The 15,506-nt window shown below is 63.4% G+C and carries 18 protein-coding genes; 10 read left to right on the plus strand and 8 right to left on the minus strand.

The genetic code is table 11. From position 1 onward, the window contains the following. On the plus strand, positions 1-291 hold a 291-nt coding region (locus DMX12_RS28015), incomplete at its 5' end, for a hypothetical protein (RefSeq protein ID WP_110680009.1). A gap of 121 nt (positions 292-412) precedes the next feature. Here DMX12_RS28015 and DMX12_RS28025 read toward each other — a convergent pair. After that, positions 413-1,390, minus strand: a complete 978-nt coding sequence (locus tag DMX12_RS28025) for an NADPH:quinone reductase (protein WP_110680010.1) — start codon at positions 1,388-1,390, stop codon at positions 413-415. A gap of 134 nt (positions 1,391-1,524) precedes the next feature. On the opposite strand from DMX12_RS28025, the gene hemF reads away from it, so the two are divergent. Then, positions 1,525-2,436: an oxygen-dependent coproporphyrinogen oxidase gene (hemF, locus tag DMX12_RS28030; RefSeq protein WP_110680011.1), complete on the plus strand. Its 912-nt coding sequence runs from the start codon at positions 1,525-1,527 to the stop codon at positions 2,434-2,436. Positions 2,437-2,461: 25 nt separating this feature from the next. Beyond that, on the plus strand, positions 2,462-3,286 hold the full coding sequence (gene aroE / locus DMX12_RS28035; protein ID WP_110680012.1) for a shikimate dehydrogenase: 825 nt from the start codon (positions 2,462-2,464) through the stop codon (positions 3,284-3,286). Positions 3,287-3,385: 99 nt separating this feature from the next. On the opposite strand, the gene DMX12_RS28040 is transcribed toward aroE, so the two are convergent. The 3 genes from DMX12_RS28040 to betC all read right to left on the minus strand — a co-directional run bounded on the left by DMX12_RS28040 (position 3,386) and on the right by betC (position 7,555). Further along, positions 3,386-4,951 carry a SulP family inorganic anion transporter gene (locus DMX12_RS28040; RefSeq protein ID WP_110680013.1) on the minus strand — a complete coding sequence of 522 codons (1,566 nt, stop codon included), beginning with the start codon at positions 4,949-4,951 and terminating at the stop codon, positions 3,386-3,388. 144 nt (positions 4,952-5,095) lie between these two features. Continuing rightward, positions 5,096-6,025 carry a choline ABC transporter substrate-binding protein gene (gene choX / locus DMX12_RS28045; RefSeq protein ID WP_110680014.1) on the minus strand — a complete coding sequence of 310 codons (930 nt, stop codon included), beginning with the start codon at positions 6,023-6,025 and terminating at the stop codon, positions 5,096-5,098. Between the two features lie 12 nt (positions 6,026-6,037). After that, complete coding sequence (betC, locus tag DMX12_RS28050) at positions 6,038-7,555, minus strand: choline-sulfatase (RefSeq protein ID WP_110680015.1); 1,518 nt, start codon at positions 7,553-7,555, stop codon at positions 6,038-6,040. Between the two features lie 108 nt (positions 7,556-7,663). Between betC and DMX12_RS28055 the strand changes: the two genes are divergently transcribed. Both DMX12_RS28055 and DMX12_RS28060 read left to right on the plus strand, forming a co-directional pair. Then, positions 7,664-8,563, plus strand: a complete 900-nt coding sequence (locus DMX12_RS28055; protein WP_110680016.1) for a LysR family transcriptional regulator — start codon at positions 7,664-7,666, stop codon at positions 8,561-8,563. Positions 8,564-8,611: 48 nt separating this feature from the next. Beyond that, the gene (locus tag DMX12_RS28060) at positions 8,612-8,944 is read left to right on the plus strand and encodes a DOPA 4,5-dioxygenase family protein (RefSeq protein WP_009682330.1); all 333 of its coding nucleotides are present in this window, start codon (positions 8,612-8,614) and stop codon (positions 8,942-8,944) included. 453 nt (positions 8,945-9,397) lie between these two features. Here the strand turns inward: DMX12_RS28060 and trpA are convergent, their stop codons facing one another. Together trpA and trpB are read right to left on the minus strand one after the other, a co-directional pair. Next, positions 9,398-10,207, minus strand: coding sequence for a tryptophan synthase subunit alpha (gene trpA / locus DMX12_RS28065; RefSeq protein WP_009682176.1), 810 nt, complete (start codon positions 10,205-10,207; stop codon positions 9,398-9,400). Further along, a complete protein-coding gene (gene trpB, locus DMX12_RS28070) occupies positions 10,204-11,421 on the minus strand; it encodes a tryptophan synthase subunit beta (protein ID WP_110680017.1) in 1,218 nt (405 codons plus the stop codon). Before trpB ends, trpA begins: the two co-directional genes overlap by 4 nt. 108 nt (positions 11,422-11,529) lie before the next feature. Here trpB and DMX12_RS28075 point away from each other — a divergent pair, with 108 nt between their 5' ends. Further along, positions 11,530-12,426 carry a LysR family transcriptional regulator gene (locus DMX12_RS28075; RefSeq protein ID WP_029887972.1) on the plus strand — a complete coding sequence of 299 codons (897 nt, stop codon included), beginning with the start codon at positions 11,530-11,532 and terminating at the stop codon, positions 12,424-12,426. Here DMX12_RS28075 and DMX12_RS28080 read toward each other — a convergent pair. Continuing rightward, positions 12,423-12,746 (minus strand): YqjD family protein, encoded by a 324-nt coding sequence (locus tag DMX12_RS28080; RefSeq protein ID WP_009682179.1) that lies wholly within the window; start codon positions 12,744-12,746, stop codon positions 12,423-12,425. The genes DMX12_RS28075 and DMX12_RS28080 overlap by 4 nt on opposite strands. Positions 12,747-12,896: 150 nt before the next feature. Between DMX12_RS28080 and DMX12_RS28085 the strand changes: the two genes are divergently transcribed. Together DMX12_RS28085 and DMX12_RS28090 are read left to right on the plus strand one after the other, a co-directional pair. Next, positions 12,897-13,112 (plus strand): dodecin, encoded by a 216-nt coding sequence (locus tag DMX12_RS28085; RefSeq protein ID WP_009682180.1) that lies wholly within the window; start codon positions 12,897-12,899, stop codon positions 13,110-13,112. A 101-nt stretch (positions 13,113-13,213) separates the two neighbouring features. Continuing rightward, on the plus strand, positions 13,214-13,435 hold the full coding sequence (locus DMX12_RS28090; RefSeq protein ID WP_054906241.1) for a DUF1161 domain-containing protein: 222 nt from the start codon (positions 13,214-13,216) through the stop codon (positions 13,433-13,435). A gap of 37 nt (positions 13,436-13,472) precedes the next feature. On the opposite strand, the gene DMX12_RS28095 is transcribed toward DMX12_RS28090, so the two are convergent. Beyond that, a complete protein-coding gene (locus DMX12_RS28095) occupies positions 13,473-14,477 on the minus strand; it encodes an LLM class flavin-dependent oxidoreductase (RefSeq protein ID WP_110680018.1) in 1,005 nt (334 codons plus the stop codon). 153 nt (positions 14,478-14,630) lie between these two features. On the opposite strand from DMX12_RS28095, the gene DMX12_RS28100 reads away from it, so the two are divergent. Together DMX12_RS28100 and DMX12_RS28105 are read left to right on the plus strand one after the other, a co-directional pair. Beyond that, complete coding sequence (locus DMX12_RS28100) at positions 14,631-15,056, plus strand: OsmC family protein (RefSeq protein ID WP_009682183.1); 426 nt, start codon at positions 14,631-14,633, stop codon at positions 15,054-15,056. Positions 15,057-15,130: 74 nt separating this feature from the next. Further along, on the plus strand, positions 15,131-15,364 hold the full coding sequence (locus DMX12_RS28105) for a DUF1161 domain-containing protein (protein WP_009682184.1): 234 nt from the start codon (positions 15,131-15,133) through the stop codon (positions 15,362-15,364). Positions 15,365-15,506 lie beyond the last annotated feature (142 nt).

Below are 15,506 nucleotides of genomic sequence, written 5' to 3' on the forward strand. Positions count from 1 at the left end.
CCCCTACCCTGCACCTCCACCCGCCCCTTTGGCCGCTGCGATGCTGGCCATGATCCCCTCTTCACCGTCAACCCGAACATTTCCGCCGAAGACGCTCTGGTCCATGTAGCCCTGTACCTGCGCAGCGCCTACGAAACCGGCTACAAAGCTCTGGACTACATGCGCGAAGAGGGCCGTGGCATGTTCTGGTCGAACCTGCATGCGATTGAAATGGCAGAGGGGGTGGTCGAGGCAATCCTCGATGGGATCGAGTCGACCCCGCCACCGACGAACCGACCCTCACAGCCATAGCGCAGCTTTCAGAGCCGACGCAGCACCTGTGGGAGCGGGCGCGCCCGCGAACACCGGCAAAGCCGGTGCCATCCACCGCGGTGGCTTCTTCGCGGGCATGCCCGCTCCCACAGGGCACGGCTCAGGGAATGAGTACTGTCGACCCTACAGTCCGCCGCGCCGACAGTTCTGCCTGCGCCTTGGCCGCCTCACTCAGCGGGTACCTTTGCTGGATATCCACAACCAGCTTGCCACTGCCAATCATCGCAAACAGGTCATCGGCCATGGCTTGGGTGTTTTCGGCATTGTTGGCATAGGTCGCCAAGGTCGGCCGGGTCACATACAGCGAGCCCTTCTGCGCCAGAATTCCCAGGTTCACCCCGCTGACCGCACCCGAGGCATTACCGAAGCTCACCATCAGCCCGCGCGGTTGCAGGCAGTCCAGCGATGTCAGCCAGGTATCGGCGCCAACGCCGTCGTACACCACCGGGCATTTCTTGCCGTCGGTCAGCTCCAGTACCCGCTTGGCCACGTCTTCATGGCTGTAATCGATGGTCGCCCATGCGCCCAGCGCCTTGGCCCGCTCGGCCTTCTCGGCAGAACTCACAGTGCCGATCAGCTTGGCACCCAACGCTTTCGCCCATTGGCACGCCAGCGAACCCACGCCACCGGCGGCCGCATGGAACAGGACCACGTCACCCGCCTTCACCTGGTAGGTTTGCTTCAGCAGGTACTGCACGGTCAACCCCTTGAGCATCACCGCCGCTGCCTGCTCGAAGCTGATGTTGTCGGGCAGCTTGACCAGGTTGGCCTCCGGCAGCGTGTGAACCTCGCTGTATGCGCCCAGCGGGCCGCCGGCATGGGCCACGCGGTCACCCACCTTCAGCCGGGTCACGCCTTCGCCCACGGCCTCGACCACACCGGCCGCTTCGGTGCCCAGCCCCGAAGGCAGTGATGGCGGTGCATACAGCCCGCTGCGGAAATAGGTGTCGATGAAGTTCAGGCCGATCGCATGGTTGCGCACGCGCACCTGCTGGGGCCCCGGCGGGGCGAGTTCGAATTCCACAAACTGCAGCACTTCGGGGCCGCCATGCTGGCTGAACTGGATACGCTTGGCCATCTCGTACTCCTGTAGTCGGGATCGGGAAAGGCCTTCTATCGGACGCCTTTGCTTGATCGCCGTCAACTGCGGCGCGCGCGCTGGCGGTGTTATGCTACGCGGCGAATTCTTCCCTGCCCGTTCCTGGTGACCCGATGACTAGCCGCACCGAGGCCGTGAAAGCCTACCTGCTCGACCTGCAAGACCGCATCTGCTCTGCCCTCGAAAACGAAGACGGCGGTGCCCGCTTCGTCGAGGATGCTTGGGTGCGCGAAGCCGGTGGCGGGGGGCGTACGCGGGTGATCGGCGAGGGCAAGCTGATCGAGAAAGGCGGGGTCAACTTCTCCCACGTGTTCGGCGCCGGCCTGCCGCCGTCGGCCAGCGCCCACCGCCCGGAGCTGGCGGGCCGGGGCTTCGAGGCCTTGGGCGTGTCGCTGGTGATTCACCCGTACAACCCGCATGTGCCCACCTCGCACGCCAATGTGCGGTTCTTCATTGCCGAGAAGGAAGGCGAAGAGGCGGTGTGGTGGTTCGGTGGCGGTTTCGACCTGACCCCATACTACGGCGTCGAGGAAGACTGCATTCACTGGCACCGCGTGGCCGAGCAGGCATGTGCACCCTTCGGTGCCGATGTGTACCCGCGCTACAAGGCCTGGTGCGACCGCTACTTCCACCTCAAGCACCGTGGCGAGCCACGCGGCATTGGCGGGCTGTTCTTCGACGACCTGAACGAGTGGGGCTTCGACACTTGCTTCGCCTTCATCCGTGCCATTGGCGATGCCTATGTCGACGCCTACCTGCCGATCGTCCAGCGCCGCAAGCACACCCCCTATACCCCGCATCAGCGTGAGTTCCAGGAATACCGCCGCGGCCGCTACGTGGAGTTCAACCTGGTCTACGACCGCGGCACCCTGTTCGGCCTGCAGTCGGGCGGGCGCACCGAGTCCATTCTCATGTCGCTGCCGCCACAGGTGCGCTGGGGCTATGACTGGAAGCCGGCACCGGGCAGCGAAGAAGCGCGCCTGACCGACTACTTCCTGCAAGACCGCGACTGGCTTGGCCAGTAAGCCTGTGGATAACCAAGGAGCCGCCATGGACCAGTACGTCGTTTTTGGTAACCCCATCGGCCACAGCAAGTCGCCGCTGATTCACCGCCTGTTTGCCGAGCAGACCGGCCAGGACCTGGAATACGCCACCCTGCTGGCGCCGCTGGATGAGTTCAGCGACTGCGCACGCGGCTTCTTCAAGCAAGGCAGCGGCGGCAATGTCACCGTGCCGTTCAAGGAAGAGGCCTACCGCCTGTGCGACAGCCTGACCCCGCGTGCCCAGCGCGCTGGCGCGGTGAACACACTGAGCAAGCTGGCTGACGGCACTTTGCAAGGTGACAACACCGATGGCGCCGGCCTGGTGCGTGACCTGACGGTGAATGCCGGAGTCGAGCTGACGGGCAAGCGCATTTTGATTCTCGGTGCCGGTGGTGCAGTGCGTGGCGTGCTGGAGCCGATCCTGGCGCACAGGCCGCAATCGCTGGTGATCGCCAACCGTACCGTGGAAAAGGCCGAGCAACTGGCGCGGGAGTTCGATGAACTGGGGCCGGTGGTGGCCAGCGGGTTTGCCTGGTTGCAGGAGCCGGTGGATGTGATCATCAACGCCACTTCAGCCAGTTTGGCCGGGGAATTGCCGCCGATTGCCGACAGTTTGGTCGAGGCAGGGCACACGGTTTGCTACGACATGATGTATGGCAAGGAATCTACGCCGTTTTGCCAGTGGGCGCAGAAGCTGGGCGCGGCCAAAGTGCTGGATGGGTTGGGGATGCTGGCTGAGCAGGCCGCTGAGGCGTTCTTTATCTGGCGTGGTGTACGGCCGGATACCGCTCCGGTGTTGGCTGAGTTGCGCCGGCAATTGGCTCGGGGCTGAAATTGCCGGGGCCGCGTTGGGTCGGCGTACACCCTTCCCTTGTGGGAGCGGCCTTGCGTCGCGATGGGCTGCAAAGCAGCCCCTAATCTCAACCCAACCTCATTCCTCAAATCGGATAGGGCACAACTGCGCCCCTTCCAGCTTCTGCAATTCCTCGATCACCTGCGGCCTGGCCCGGTGCAAGGTCAGGCTCCCGCCCAGGCGCCGCAAGCGCCGTGCCTCGCGGTGCAACATGTCTACACCCGAGTAGTCGATGAAATTCACCTGCCGCGCATCGATCACCACATGCGGGCCTTGGCACAGCTGCAAACGTACTTGCAGGTAGTGCGCCGCGCCAAAGAAGATCGAGCCACCTACCCGCAGCACATCCGCTTCACCTTCGCGGCTTTGCTGCACCCGTGGCCGTGATGTGCGTTTGAGGTAGAAGAACAGCGACGCCAGCACCCCGGCATAGATCGCCGTCTGCAACTCCAGCAGCAAGGTTGCCGCCGCCGTCAGCGCCATTACCAGGAACTCCGAACGGCTGACCCGGAACAGCGCGCGGATGGCTTGGCGGTCCACCAGCCCCCAGCAGATCAACAGAATGCTGCCGGCCATGGCGGGGATCGGCAACTGCGCGATCAAGCCAGCACCGGTGATGGCGAACAGCGCCACCCATAGCGCCGAAAACACCCCGGCCATGGGGGAGCGGGCACCTGCTTCGTAGCTCAGGCCTGAACGGGTGAAGGAGCCAGCAGACAGGTAACCCGAGAAGAGCGCGCCAACGATGTTCGACACGCCCTGGGCGCGAATTTCCTGATCAGGGTCGATCAGCTGTTCCGAGCGTGCCGACAACGACCGGGCAATCGACAGGCTGGTGACCAACCCCAGCATGCCTACCGCCACGGCACTGGGCAGCAGGCGCAGAATCAGCTCCACGTCCAGCAAGGGCAGCGGGCTCAAGGGTGGAAGCTGGCCGGTGAATGCCGCGACCCTCGGTACATGGCCAAACCAACCCGGCAGCAGCCAGGCCAGCAGGCTCACCGCGATCAGGCTTATCAACAGGCTGGGCCAGCGCGGGCGCCAGAGTTTGAGCGCCACACCGATAACCACGGTGGCCAGGCCTAACAGCAAGGATGGCACATTGATTTCGCCGGCATGGCTGGCCAGGTCCTGTACGGTTTTCAGCGCCGTGGCCTGGCTGGGCAGGTCCATGCCCAGCAGGTTGGGCAATTGCCCCAGGGCAATGACGACCGCGGCGCCAAGGGTGAAGCCGAGCACTACGGAATGCGAGACGAAATTGACCAGCGCACCGAAGCGCAGCAGCCCCAGCAGCAGTTGAAAGACCCCGCCGAGGAAGGTGAGCAGCAGCACCAGCGTGATGTAGTCCGAACTGCCAGCCACGGCCAATGGGCTGATGCTGGCGTAGAGCACGATGGAGATGGCCGCGGTCGGGCCGCAGATCAGGTGCCAGGACGAACCCCACAGGCAGGCGATCAATACCGGCACGATGGCGGCGTACAGGCCGTATTCGGCAGGCAGGCCGGCGATCAGGGCATAGGCGATGGACTGCGGGAGCGCGAGGATGGCACCGCCCAGGCCCACCAGCAGGTCCTGGCGCAGGCTGCGGACCGATTGGCGCGGGAGCCAGGCGAGGAATGGCAGCAGGTGGATGATGCGATGCATGGGTTATCCACAATCCTTGATTTAATGCACCTGACCTGTGGGAGCGGGCATGCCTGCGAAGAAGCCACCGCTATAGATGGCACCGGCTTTGCCGGTGTTCGCGGGCATGCCCGCTCCCACAGGTTAGGTGTATTGCTGGTGAGTTCATAGGTTGGCTTTGACGGCCTCCAGGGCATCGCCATCGGCTTTGGTGGTGACCCCGGCCAACCACCCTTCCAGTAACTCGGGGTGCGTCTTGACCCAGGCCTTGGCCGCGTCGTCGAAGCTGATCTTCTTGTCCACGACCTGGGCCATGATGCTGTTTTCCATGTCCAGTGTGAACTTCAGGTTGCCCAGCAGCTTCGCCGCGTTCGGGCAGGCTTGTGGATAACCCTTGCGCGTCAGGGTGTACACCTGGCCTTTGCTGCCGAACCATTTTTCCCCGCCCGTGAGGTAGTGCATCTTCAGCTTCACATTCATCGGGTGTGGCGTCCAGCCTAGGAAGGTGATGAATTGCTGCTTCTTCACGGCGCGGTCGACCTGCGTCAGCATCGCCTGCTCGCTGGATTCGACCAGTTTCCACTGGCCAAGGTCGAACTCATTGTTGTCGATGATCTGTTTGAGCGACAGGTTGGCCGGTGCGCCGGAACCGATGCCGTACAGCTTCTTGTCGAACTGGTCGGCGTGCTTGTGCAGGTCGGCGAAATCCTTGACCCCGGCATTCCAGACGTAGTCCGGCACGGCCAAGGTGAACTCGGTGCCTTCCAGGTTGCGCGACAACTGCTGCACATCCCCATTGGCGACGAACTTGTCATGAAAGCCCTGTTGCGCCGGCATCCAGTTGCCAAGGAAGGCATCCACACGGCCGTCTTTCAGGCCGCCGTAGATGATCGGCACCGCCAGGCTGTCGATCTTCACCTGGTAGCCCAGACTTTCCAGTAGCAGCCGGGCCACGGCGTTGGTCGTGGCTATGTCGCTCCAGCCAGGGTCGGCCATTTTTACCGTGCTGCATTGTGCATCGTCGTCGGCGGCGTGGGCCGGGGTGATACCCAGGCCCAAGGCCAGGGTGAGTACGGCGGCGGAAAACGTGTGCATGGCGGCCTCTTCTCAATCCAGGGGGGCGGGCTGTGGGTAACGTGCCTTGCGCTCGAGGTCGTCGAGATCAATGTGGTTACGCATGTACTGTTGGCTGGCATCGACCCATGGTTGATGGTCCCAGCTGTGCAGCTTGCCGGTAGCCAGCGCTTCGGCCACCAGGCGGCGACGGCGCTGGCTGGCCAGTACCTGCTGGCGCAAGCTGGGCATGTCCCAACGCTGTCGGGCTTCATCGACGAACGCCTGCAGCAGTGCCTGGTGGTCCGGGCTGCTGGCGAGGTTCTCCCGCTCGTGCGGGTCGCGGTCAAGATCATAGAGTAGGCAAGGGTCGTCTTCGCCGTACACGAATTTGAAAGGCCCGCGGCGGATCATCATCAGCGGCCCGACAGTGCCTTCGGCCATGTATTCGCCGATCACTTCGTCGTGGCCGCCCTGCCCTCGCAGGTGGCCAAGCAGTGAGCGGCCATCCAGATGCAGGGTGTTATCCACAGCCCCGCCCGCCAATTCGACCAGGGTCGGTAACAGGTCACAGGTCGATACCGAGGCGCTGACACGGCTGGCGGCAAAGCGCTGCGGTGCATGGACCAGCAGTGGCACCCGCGCCGACATCTCGAACCAGTGCATCTTGTACCAAAGGCCACGCTCGCCGAGCATGTCGCCGTGGTCGCCGGAGAACACGATCAGGGTGTCGTCGGCCAGGTCGCACTCTTGCAAGGTCTGCAGCAGCTTGCCGATGTTGTCGTCGATGTAGCTGCAGGCGCCGAAATAGGCCCGGCGTGCATCGCGGATCTTGTCCACGGGCAGCGGTTTGTTCCACAGGTCATAGACCTTGAGCAGGCGCTGCGAATGCGGGTCCAGTTCTGCCTGGCTGAATTCGGTACCAGGCATGGGGATATCCACACCCTCATAGCGGTCCCAGTAGTGCTTGGGAATGGTGTACGGATCGTGTGGGTGGGTCATCGACACGGTCAGGCAAAACGGCCGGCCGTCGTTCTCGCGCACGTGGTCGTAGAGGTACTGGCGCGCCTTGAACACCACCTCCTCGTCGAAATCCAGCTGGTTGGTACGCACGCAGGGGCCTGCCTGCAGTACCGAGGACATGTTGTGGTACCAGCTTGGGCGCACATCCGGCTCATCCCAGTTCACTGCCCAGCCATAATCGGCCGGGTAGATGTCGCTGGTCAGGCGCTCCTCGTAACCATGCAGCTGGTCCGGGCCGCAGAAATGCATCTTGCCCGACAGCGCCGTGCGGTAGCCCAGGCGGCGCAGGTAGTGGGCGTAGGTCGGCACGTCGGCGGGGAAATCGGCAGCATTGTCGTAGGCACCGATGCGGCTTGGGAGCTGGCCGCTGACCAAGGTGAAGCGCGACGGCGCACACAGGGGGCTGTTGCAGTAGGCTGAATCGAACACCACGGCCTGCTCGGCCAGGCGGCTGAGGTGCGGCATCTGAATGGGTGAAGGCCCATAAATGGGCAGCAGGGGTGCGGCCATTTGGTCGGCCATGATGAACAGGATATTCGGGCGTGTCATGCTGGCTTCCATCGTTGAAGGTTATGCGAACCGCTTGCCTATCAAGATGCGACTGTGGATAACATGGGTAAAGCCCATGGCGGGCAATGACTGGGATTAGCCAAGCTTATGTTTGAGCGCTTTGCCGAACTGTCGTTGGATACGTTGCGGGTGTTCGAGGCCGCGGCCCGTTTGCGTGGCTTCACTGCGGCGGCCCTGGCGCTGGGCACCACCCAGCCTGCGGTAAGCCAGCAGGTAAAACGGCTGGAGGCGCAGTTGGGCACACGCCTGTTCGATCGGGTGTACCGCGGGATCGAACTCACCGAGGCCGGCCAGCTGTTGTTCGAGCATGTGCACCAAGGGTTGCAGGCCATGGACGAAGGTATTGCCCAGGTCAGTGGGCGCGGCCAGCGTGAAGTGCTGCAGGTGGCCACCGACTTCGCGTTCGCGGCGTTCTGGCTGATGCCGCGCCTGCAGCGCTTTCACGAGGCTTATCCACACGTGGATGTCAGCCTGGTGACCGGTGAGCGCAGCCAGGGCATGTTGCGCCCGGACATCGATGTGGCCGTGCTGTTTGGTGATGGGCGCTTTCATCAGGGCGAAAGCCGCTGGTTGTTCGATGAGGAGGTTTTCCCGGTGTGCAGCCCCCGCCTGATTCAGGGCAAACCCATGTCCGCCGTGGCTTTGCAGCGCTTGCCGTTGTTGCACCTCAAAGGTGAGCAGGCCAGCCGCTGGTTTGACTGGGCGGGTGTGTTTCGCGGGTTTGGCGTGGCCAGCCCACCGCCAGCCGGGCAACTGCGGTTCGATAACTATACGCTGCTGATACAGGCGGCGATTGCCGGGCAAGGGGTGGCAATTGGCTGGGGGCACCTGGTGGATGGGCTGGTCGAGCAGGGTTTGCTCTGCCGGCCACTGGAGGGCAGCCTGCGCTCGGAACGCGGTTATTATGCGGTGTTGCCGCCGCGCAAACGCCGGGGCGCGTTGATCGAACGGTTCGTAGGTTGGTTGGAGCACGAGCGAAGCCGGTAAGGGTGAGTTCGGCGCAGAGTCACGCGGGCTTTGGGCCCAGGAGGTATCGTGCAGAGGATCAAGGGTTACCACGCCCACATTTACTATGACGCAGCGACCCTGGAGCAGGCTCGGGCGCTGTGTGAGGAAGCGGCGCGGCTGTTTCCCGTGAGCATGGGGCGCATGCACCAGAAGCCGGTGGGCCCGCACCCGGACTGGAGCTGCCAGCTGGCTTTCGGTCCGGAAGTGGTGGGGGTGGTGTTGCCTTGGTTGGCACTGCATCGCCAGGGTTTGGTGGTGTTCATGCACCCGCTGACCGGTGATGAACTGGCGGACCATCGGGACCATGCGATCTGGATGGGGGCTGTGAGGCCGTTGAACCTGTCGGTTTTTGGGGGCTGAACCTTCAGTGCTCGTGTTGTGCTCATCGCTGGCAAGCCAGCTCCCACGGGGATCGCATCAGGGCTGACAGGTGTTTGCCACAAGGTATGCAGCGCCTGTTAGAGCGAGCGCCGCCCGCGCGGCGCATCGCGAGCTGCGCTCGCTCCTACGTTTGTTTCGGGCCAATTATTCCTGTGGGATTTGCGCGCGAACGCCTTGGCGCATGCCTCAAAATCGCGTCGTACTAACAAGGCGTCCGCGCGCATCTGGCACAGGGGTTACTGGCCCGAAACAAACGTAGGAGCGAGCGCAGCTCGCGATGCGCCGCGCGGGCGGCGCTCGATCTCACAGGCACTGAAGATGCAGCGGCTACCCTTGCCAGGAACCATAGAATCTCCCACAGGTACAGCGCCACCCTCAGGCCCTGTGAAATCCTTGTGGGAGCTGGCTTGCCGGCGATGAAGGCGACGCCGGTCAGCGACGGGCGCCGCGCACCCCTTCCGCCAGTGCCGAGCACAGGCTCAACACATCGCTCACCGCCTGTTCGGCCGTGTTGGCCTGGGCAATCTTGTCGACCAGCGCCGAGCCCACTACCACGCCATCGGCCAGCCGGGCGATGTTCGCCGCCTGCTCTGGGGTGCGAATGCCGAAGCCAACGCTGATCGGCAGGTCGGTATGCCGACGCAGGCGGGCAATGGCTTCGGTCACGTGCTCGGTGGTCGCCGAGCCGGCCCCGGTCACACCGGCCACGGACACGTAGTAGACGAACCCGGAGCTGCGCGCCAGCACACGCGGCAGGCGCGCGTCGTCGGTGGTCGGAGTGGTCAGGCGGATGAAGTCGATACCCGCAGCCTGGGCCGGGGTCGCCAGTTCTGCATCGTGCTCTGGCGGCAGGTCGACGATGATCAGGCCATCGACGCCAGCCTGCTTGGCTTCATTCACGAACGCTTCCACGCCAAAACGGTGGATCGGGTTGTAGTAGCCCATCAGCACGATCGGCGTGGTGTGGTTGTCCACACGGAATTCACGAACCATCTGCAGGGTCTTGGCCAGGTTCTGGCCCGCTTCCAACGCGCGCAGGGTAGCGAGCTGGATGGCTACGCCATCGGCCATCGGGTCGGTGAATGGCATGCCCAGTTCGATCACATCGGCGCCTGCAGCAGGCAGACCCTTGAGGATCTGCAGCGAGGCGTCATAGCCCGGGTCGCCTGCGGTAACGAAGGTGACCAGTGCCGAGCGGCCTTCGGCTTTCAACTCGGCGAAGCGTTGTTCTAGACGGCTCATGCCTGTTTCTCCTGGGTGGCCATGTGGCTCATGACGGTTTGCATGTCTTTGTCGCCGCGGCCCGACAGGCAGATCACCATCAGGTGGTCCTTGGGCAGCTGCGGGGCGCGCTTGATTGCCTCGGCCAGGGCGTGGGCGCTTTCCAGGGCCGGGATGATGCCCTCCAGGCGGCACGTGGCGTGGAACGCATCCAGCGCTTCGTCATCGGTGATGCTGACGTATTCAACGCGCTTCACCTCATGCAGGTAGGCATGCTCGGGGCCGATGCCCGGGTAGTCGAGGCCGGCCGAAATCGAGTGAGCGTCGGTAATCTGGCCGTCATCGTCCTGCAACAGATAGGTGCGGTTGCCGTGCAGTACGCCGGGCACACCGCCGTTCAGGCTGGCAGCATGCTTGTCGGTGTGCACACCGTGGCCGCCGGCTTCAACGCCGATGATCTGGACGCTTGGCTCTTCGAGGAACTCATGGAACAGGCCCATGGCGTTGGAGCCACCCCCCACGCAGGCGACCAGGCTGTCCGGCAGGCGGCCTTCCTTTTCCTGCAACTGGGCACGGGTTTCCTTGCCGATGATCGACTGGAAGTCGCGGACCATTGCCGGGTATGGGTGCGGGCCCGCCACGGTGCCGATCAGGTAGAACGTGTCGTCGACGTTGGTCACCCAGTCGCGCAGCGCTTCGTTCATGGCGTCCTTGAGGGTGCCGGTGCCCGCGGTAACCGGAACGATCTCGGCGCCCAGCAGCTTCATGCGGAACACGTTGGCCTGCTGGCGTTCGATATCGGTGGCGCCCATGTAGATCACGCAGGGCAGGCCGAAGCGCGCAGCGACGGTAGCGGTCGCCACGCCGTGCATGCCGGCGCCGGTTTCGGCGATCAGGCGTTTCTTGCCCATGCGCTTGGCCAGCAGCACCTGGCCGATGCAGTTGTTCACCTTGTGCGCGCCGGTGTGGTTGAGCTCTTCACGCTTGAAGAAGATCTTGGCGCCGCCGCAGTGTTCGGTCAGGCGCTCGGCGAAGTACAGCGGGTTGGGGCGGCCGATGTAGTCGCGCTGGAAGTAGGCCAGCTCTTCGAGGAATTGCGGGTCGGCCTTGGCCGCTTCGTATTCCCGGGCCAGGTCCAGCACAAGTGGCATCAGGGTTTCGGCCACATAGCGGCCGCCGAACGAGCCGAACAGGCCATTGGCGTCGGGGCCGGGGCGGTATTGGGACTGGGTCATGGGGCGCTCCAGGGCGTAGGCAATGAGTGATGGGCTTTACTCTAACCACGACAGGCCCGGCTGAAAACCGATAAGATTGCGCAAACTTGTCAGGAAAACTCACAGGTAATGGCCCACGACCTCCCTCCCCTCAATGCCCTGCGTGCCTTCGAGGCTACTGCCCGGCTTAACAGCGTCAGCCAGGCGGCTGAGGCATTGCACGTTACCCATGGTGCCGTGAGCCGGCAGATCAAGGTGCTTGAGGAGCATCTGGGGGTGGCGTTGTTCGTCAAGGAAGGGCGTGGCATCAAACTCACAGATGCCGGGCTGCGCCTGCGCGATGCCAGTGGCGAGGCGTTCGACCGCTTGCGCAGCGCATGTGCGGAACTGAGCCGCGACACCCGCGAGGCCCCGTTCGTACTGGGTTGCTCAGGCAGCCTGCTGGCGCGCTGGTTCATCCCGCGGTTGGGGCGTTTGCAGGCAGACTTGCCAGAGCTGCGCCTGCACCTTTCAGCCGGTGAGGGTGACCTTGATCCAAGGCGGCCAGGGCTGGATGCGCTATTGGTGTATGCCGAGCCCCCGTGGCCGGCAGACATGCAGGTGCATGTGTTGGCCGAGGAGCGTATCGGCCCGGTGCTGAGCCCGCACTTCGCCGGTTACCAGCGCTTGCAGGGGGCGCCAGCCAAAGCTTTGCTCGAAGAAGCCGTGTTGCACACCACCTCGCGGCCACAGGCTTGGCCGACCTGGGCAGCGCAGCAGGGCCTGGAGCCGGCTGCCATGCACTACGGGCAGGCTTTCGAGCACTTGTATTACCTGTTGGAAGCTGCGGTGGCGGGACTGGGCGTGGCGATCGCGCCGCAACCCCTGGTCGCCGATGACCTGCGGGCGGGCCGCCTGAGTGCGCCGTGGGGCTTTTCACCGACCCCGGCGGCGCTGGCGCTGTGGGTACCTCGGCGCGCCGCTGACGGGCGCGCCGAGCAACTGGCGCAATGGTTGCGGGCAGAACTGCTAGGGCAGAGCGCTTAGTTGCGCTTGCACAGCAGGTAAGCTGCCAGCAGGCCCAGGGCGCCGATGGCTACACCGGCAGTGGTGTACGGGTGCTCCTGGGCATAGTCGCGGGTGGCGATGCCGGTCTGGCGGGTACGCTCCTTGACTTCCTCATAGGCATCGCTCAGCAGGCTGCGCGAATGGCGCAGGGCACTCTCGGCGTTGCTGCGCATGGCCTTGACTGATTTCTGGGTTTCTTCGGAGGCATCGTGCTTCAGGCTTTCCAGGCTTTTCAGCAGGCTTTCGATCTCTGCTTCCATGCTTTCCAGGGATGTTTTACGCAGCGAATTGCGGGGCATGTTGACTCTCCTTTGCAGTATGGACTCTATGAAGTGCGACCCTTGGGCTGCACGAAAGTGCGATCGAACTTTCGCCCGTGATGACAGCTCGCAGGTAAACCAGGCTCGCACTGCCAGGCTGAATATCACTGTTACCCAAGGAGAGCGCTCATGACCGATCATCACACCTACAAGAAGGTCGAACTGGTGGGGTCTTCGCCTACCAGTATCGAAGATGCGATCAACAATGCCCTGGCTGAAGCCGGCCAGAGCATCAAGCACATGGAGTGGTTCGAGGTGGCCGAGACCCGTGGCCATATTCGCGACAACAAGGTCGCGCACTTCCAGGTGACGTTGAAGGTGGGCTTCCGTATCGCCAATAGCTGAAACACAGCCAGGCTGGAACAGGTTGCACTGATGGGGTATTAGGAACAGGGCGCCCTGGTGGGCGCCCCTTTCTGGTTTCATCTGCACAAGGAATGCAAGTGATGAACAAACTGATACTGGCGCTGGGCCTGATGACGCTGGCCGGTGGCGCGATGGCGGCGGGCAAACCCTGCGAGGAGCTGAAAGCGGAAATTGCCGCCAAGCTCGATGCCAAGGGGGTTGTTGGCTACAAGCTGGAGATCGTCGAAAAGGGCGACCCGGCGGGCAAGGTGATCGGCAGCTGCGAAGGCGGCACCAAGGAAATCGTCTACCGCCGCGGCTGACGCGGTGGCCCCTTCGCGGGGGCACTCGCGAAGGGGTTCACTCGCTCTTCAAAGCCTGCGCCAGCAGCTCATAAGCGCGGATACGGTCTGCATGCTCGTACAGGTCACAGGTAAACATCAGCTCATCCGCCCCGGTTTGCTCCAGCAACACCTCCACTTTGGCGCGCACTTTCTGCGGGCTGCCGATCATCGCCAACCCTAGGAAGCTGCCTACCGCATCGCGTTCATGGGGCAGCCATAAGCCGTCCATGCTGGGTACCGGGGGTTTCTGCATCAGGCTCTGCCCGCGAATCAGCGCCAGAATGCGCTGGTACACCGAAGTGGCCAGGTATTCGGCCTGTTCATCGGTTTCGGCAACCACCATGGGAATGCCGAGCATCACATAGGGTTTGTCCAGCGTGGTGGACGGTTTGAAGTGGTTGCGATACACGCGGATTGCCTCGTGCATGTAACGCGGCGCGAAGTGCGAGGCGAAGGCATAGGGCATGCCGCGCATACCGGCCAGTTGCGCGCTGAACAGGCTGGAGCCCAGCAGCCACATGGGCACATCGGTGTCCTGCCCAGGCACAGCGATCACTTTTTGATCATCGGTTCGGGGGCCAAGGTAGCGTGACAGCTCTTCGACGTCGTCCGGGAAATCGTCTGGGCTGCCGGCGCGGTCTCGGCGCAAGGCGTATGCAGTCATCTGGTCGGAGCCCGGCGCACGGCCAAGGCCGAGGTCGATGCGCCCCGGGTACAGGCTGGCGAGGGTGCCGAACTGCTCGGCGATCACCAGTGGCGCATGGTTGGGCAGCATGACCCCGCCGGAGCCTACGCGAATGCTCGAAGTGCCCCCGGCAAGGTAGCCGATAAGCACCGAGGTCGCCGAGCTGGCGATGCCGTCCATGTTGTGGTGTTCGGCCACCCAGAAACGGTTGTAGCCGAAGCGTTCGACATGCTGCGCCAGGTCCAGCGAGTTGCGCAGCGACTGCGCCGGGCCGGCGTCGGCGCGAACGGGCACAAGGTCGAGGGTGGAAATCTTCAGGTCACGTAGCTGCGTCATGGGGCCTCCGCAAGAATGATTGGCCAGAGGCCTTTATGACTCTGTATGGGCGTAATCGTTGGATTCAATGGGGGGTGCGCAATTGCTCTGAACTTGCCGGGCGTACCTGACCTCTGAACCCATAGGCACGTAACCGAGTGACAAGGAGGCATCATGAAGAAGACAGCATCGGCGATCTGGCAAGGTGGTTTGAAGGACGGTAAAGGGCTGCTTTCAACCGAAAGCGGCGCCCTCAAGCAGAACCCTTATGGCTTCAACACCCGTTTCGAGGACACGCCGGGTACCAACCCAGAGGAACTGATCGGTGCGGCGCATGCGGGCTGCTTCTCGATGGCGCTGTCGATGATGCTCGGCGAGGCCGGGCTCACCCCGGACCGGATCGACACGGCGGCGGAAGTCACCCTCGACAAGCAGCCTGATGGTTTTGCCATTACCGCTGTACACCTGGTGTTGCGAGCCAAGGTGCCAGGCGCCAGCGAGGCGCAGTTCATGGAAATAGCCAACAAGGCCAAAGCAGGCTGCCCGGTGTCGAAGGTGCTCAACGCCAAGATCAGCCTGGATGCGGCGTTGGTGGGCTGAAGCGGCGCAACGATGGCAGTTTGCTGTAGTCTAACCAACGTCGGCAGCAATACTGCCTTTTCAGGAGCCGTTCCATGATTCGCGTAGCAATCGCCGTGTTCGCTTCGCTGGTCGCCACATCTGCGCTGGCGGCGGTCAAGCCGTGCGAGGAACTGAAAGCCGAGATCGAGGCCAAGATCCAGGCCCAAGGGGTGGCTTCGTACACCCTGGAGATCGTGCCTAACAGTGAGGTCCAGGACCCGAATATGGTGGTCGGGACGTGCGACGGCGGGACCAAGAAGATCATTTACCAGAAGAATGATCGCTAGCGCTCGAGCATGAGTGGCCGCTTCGCGGCCCATTTGCGACAAAAGCCCGCTTCCACAGGCCCCTGTAGGAGCGGCCTTGCGTCGCGATGGGCTGCGCAGCAGCCCCTGACTCGCAGCCCCCCTACCGGCAGCACCCCCTACC

This window comes from Pseudomonas sp. MB-090624 (assembly GCF_003205245.1).
Classification (GTDB): domain Bacteria; phylum Pseudomonadota; class Gammaproteobacteria; order Pseudomonadales; family Pseudomonadaceae; genus Aquipseudomonas; species Aquipseudomonas juntendi.

Coding starts and splice junctions, on each gene's coding strand:
- DMX12_RS28025 (WP_110680010.1), bottom strand. CDS start 1,390: ATGGCCAAGCGTATCCAGTTCAGCCAGCATGGCGGCCCCGAAGTGCTG.
- hemF (WP_110680011.1), top strand. CDS start 1,525: ATGACTAGCCGCACCGAGGCCGTGAAAGCCTACCTGCTCGACCTGCAA.
- aroE (WP_110680012.1), top strand. CDS start 2,462: ATGGACCAGTACGTCGTTTTTGGTAACCCCATCGGCCACAGCAAGTCG.
- DMX12_RS28040 (WP_110680013.1), bottom strand. CDS start 4,951: ATGCATCGCATCATCCACCTGCTGCCATTCCTCGCCTGGCTCCCGCGC.
- choX (WP_110680014.1), bottom strand. CDS start 6,025: ATGCACACGTTTTCCGCCGCCGTACTCACCCTGGCCTTGGGCCTGGGT.
- betC (WP_110680015.1), bottom strand. CDS start 7,555: ATGACACGCCCGAATATCCTGTTCATCATGGCCGACCAAATGGCCGCA.
- DMX12_RS28055 (WP_110680016.1), top strand. CDS start 7,664: ATGTTTGAGCGCTTTGCCGAACTGTCGTTGGATACGTTGCGGGTGTTC.
- trpA (WP_009682176.1), bottom strand. CDS start 10,207: ATGAGCCGTCTAGAACAACGCTTCGCCGAGTTGAAAGCCGAAGGCCGC.
- trpB (WP_110680017.1), bottom strand. CDS start 11,421: ATGACCCAGTCCCAATACCGCCCCGGCCCCGACGCCAATGGCCTGTTC.
- DMX12_RS28075 (WP_029887972.1), top strand. CDS start 11,530: ATGGCCCACGACCTCCCTCCCCTCAATGCCCTGCGTGCCTTCGAGGCT.
- DMX12_RS28080 (WP_009682179.1), bottom strand. CDS start 12,746: ATGCCCCGCAATTCGCTGCGTAAAACATCCCTGGAAAGCATGGAAGCA.
- DMX12_RS28085 (WP_009682180.1), top strand. CDS start 12,897: ATGACCGATCATCACACCTACAAGAAGGTCGAACTGGTGGGGTCTTCG.
- DMX12_RS28090 (WP_054906241.1), top strand. CDS start 13,214: ATGAACAAACTGATACTGGCGCTGGGCCTGATGACGCTGGCCGGTGGC.
- DMX12_RS28095 (WP_110680018.1), bottom strand. CDS start 14,477: ATGACGCAGCTACGTGACCTGAAGATTTCCACCCTCGACCTTGTGCCC.
- DMX12_RS28100 (WP_009682183.1), top strand. CDS start 14,631: ATGAAGAAGACAGCATCGGCGATCTGGCAAGGTGGTTTGAAGGACGGT.
- DMX12_RS28105 (WP_009682184.1), top strand. CDS start 15,131: ATGATTCGCGTAGCAATCGCCGTGTTCGCTTCGCTGGTCGCCACATCT.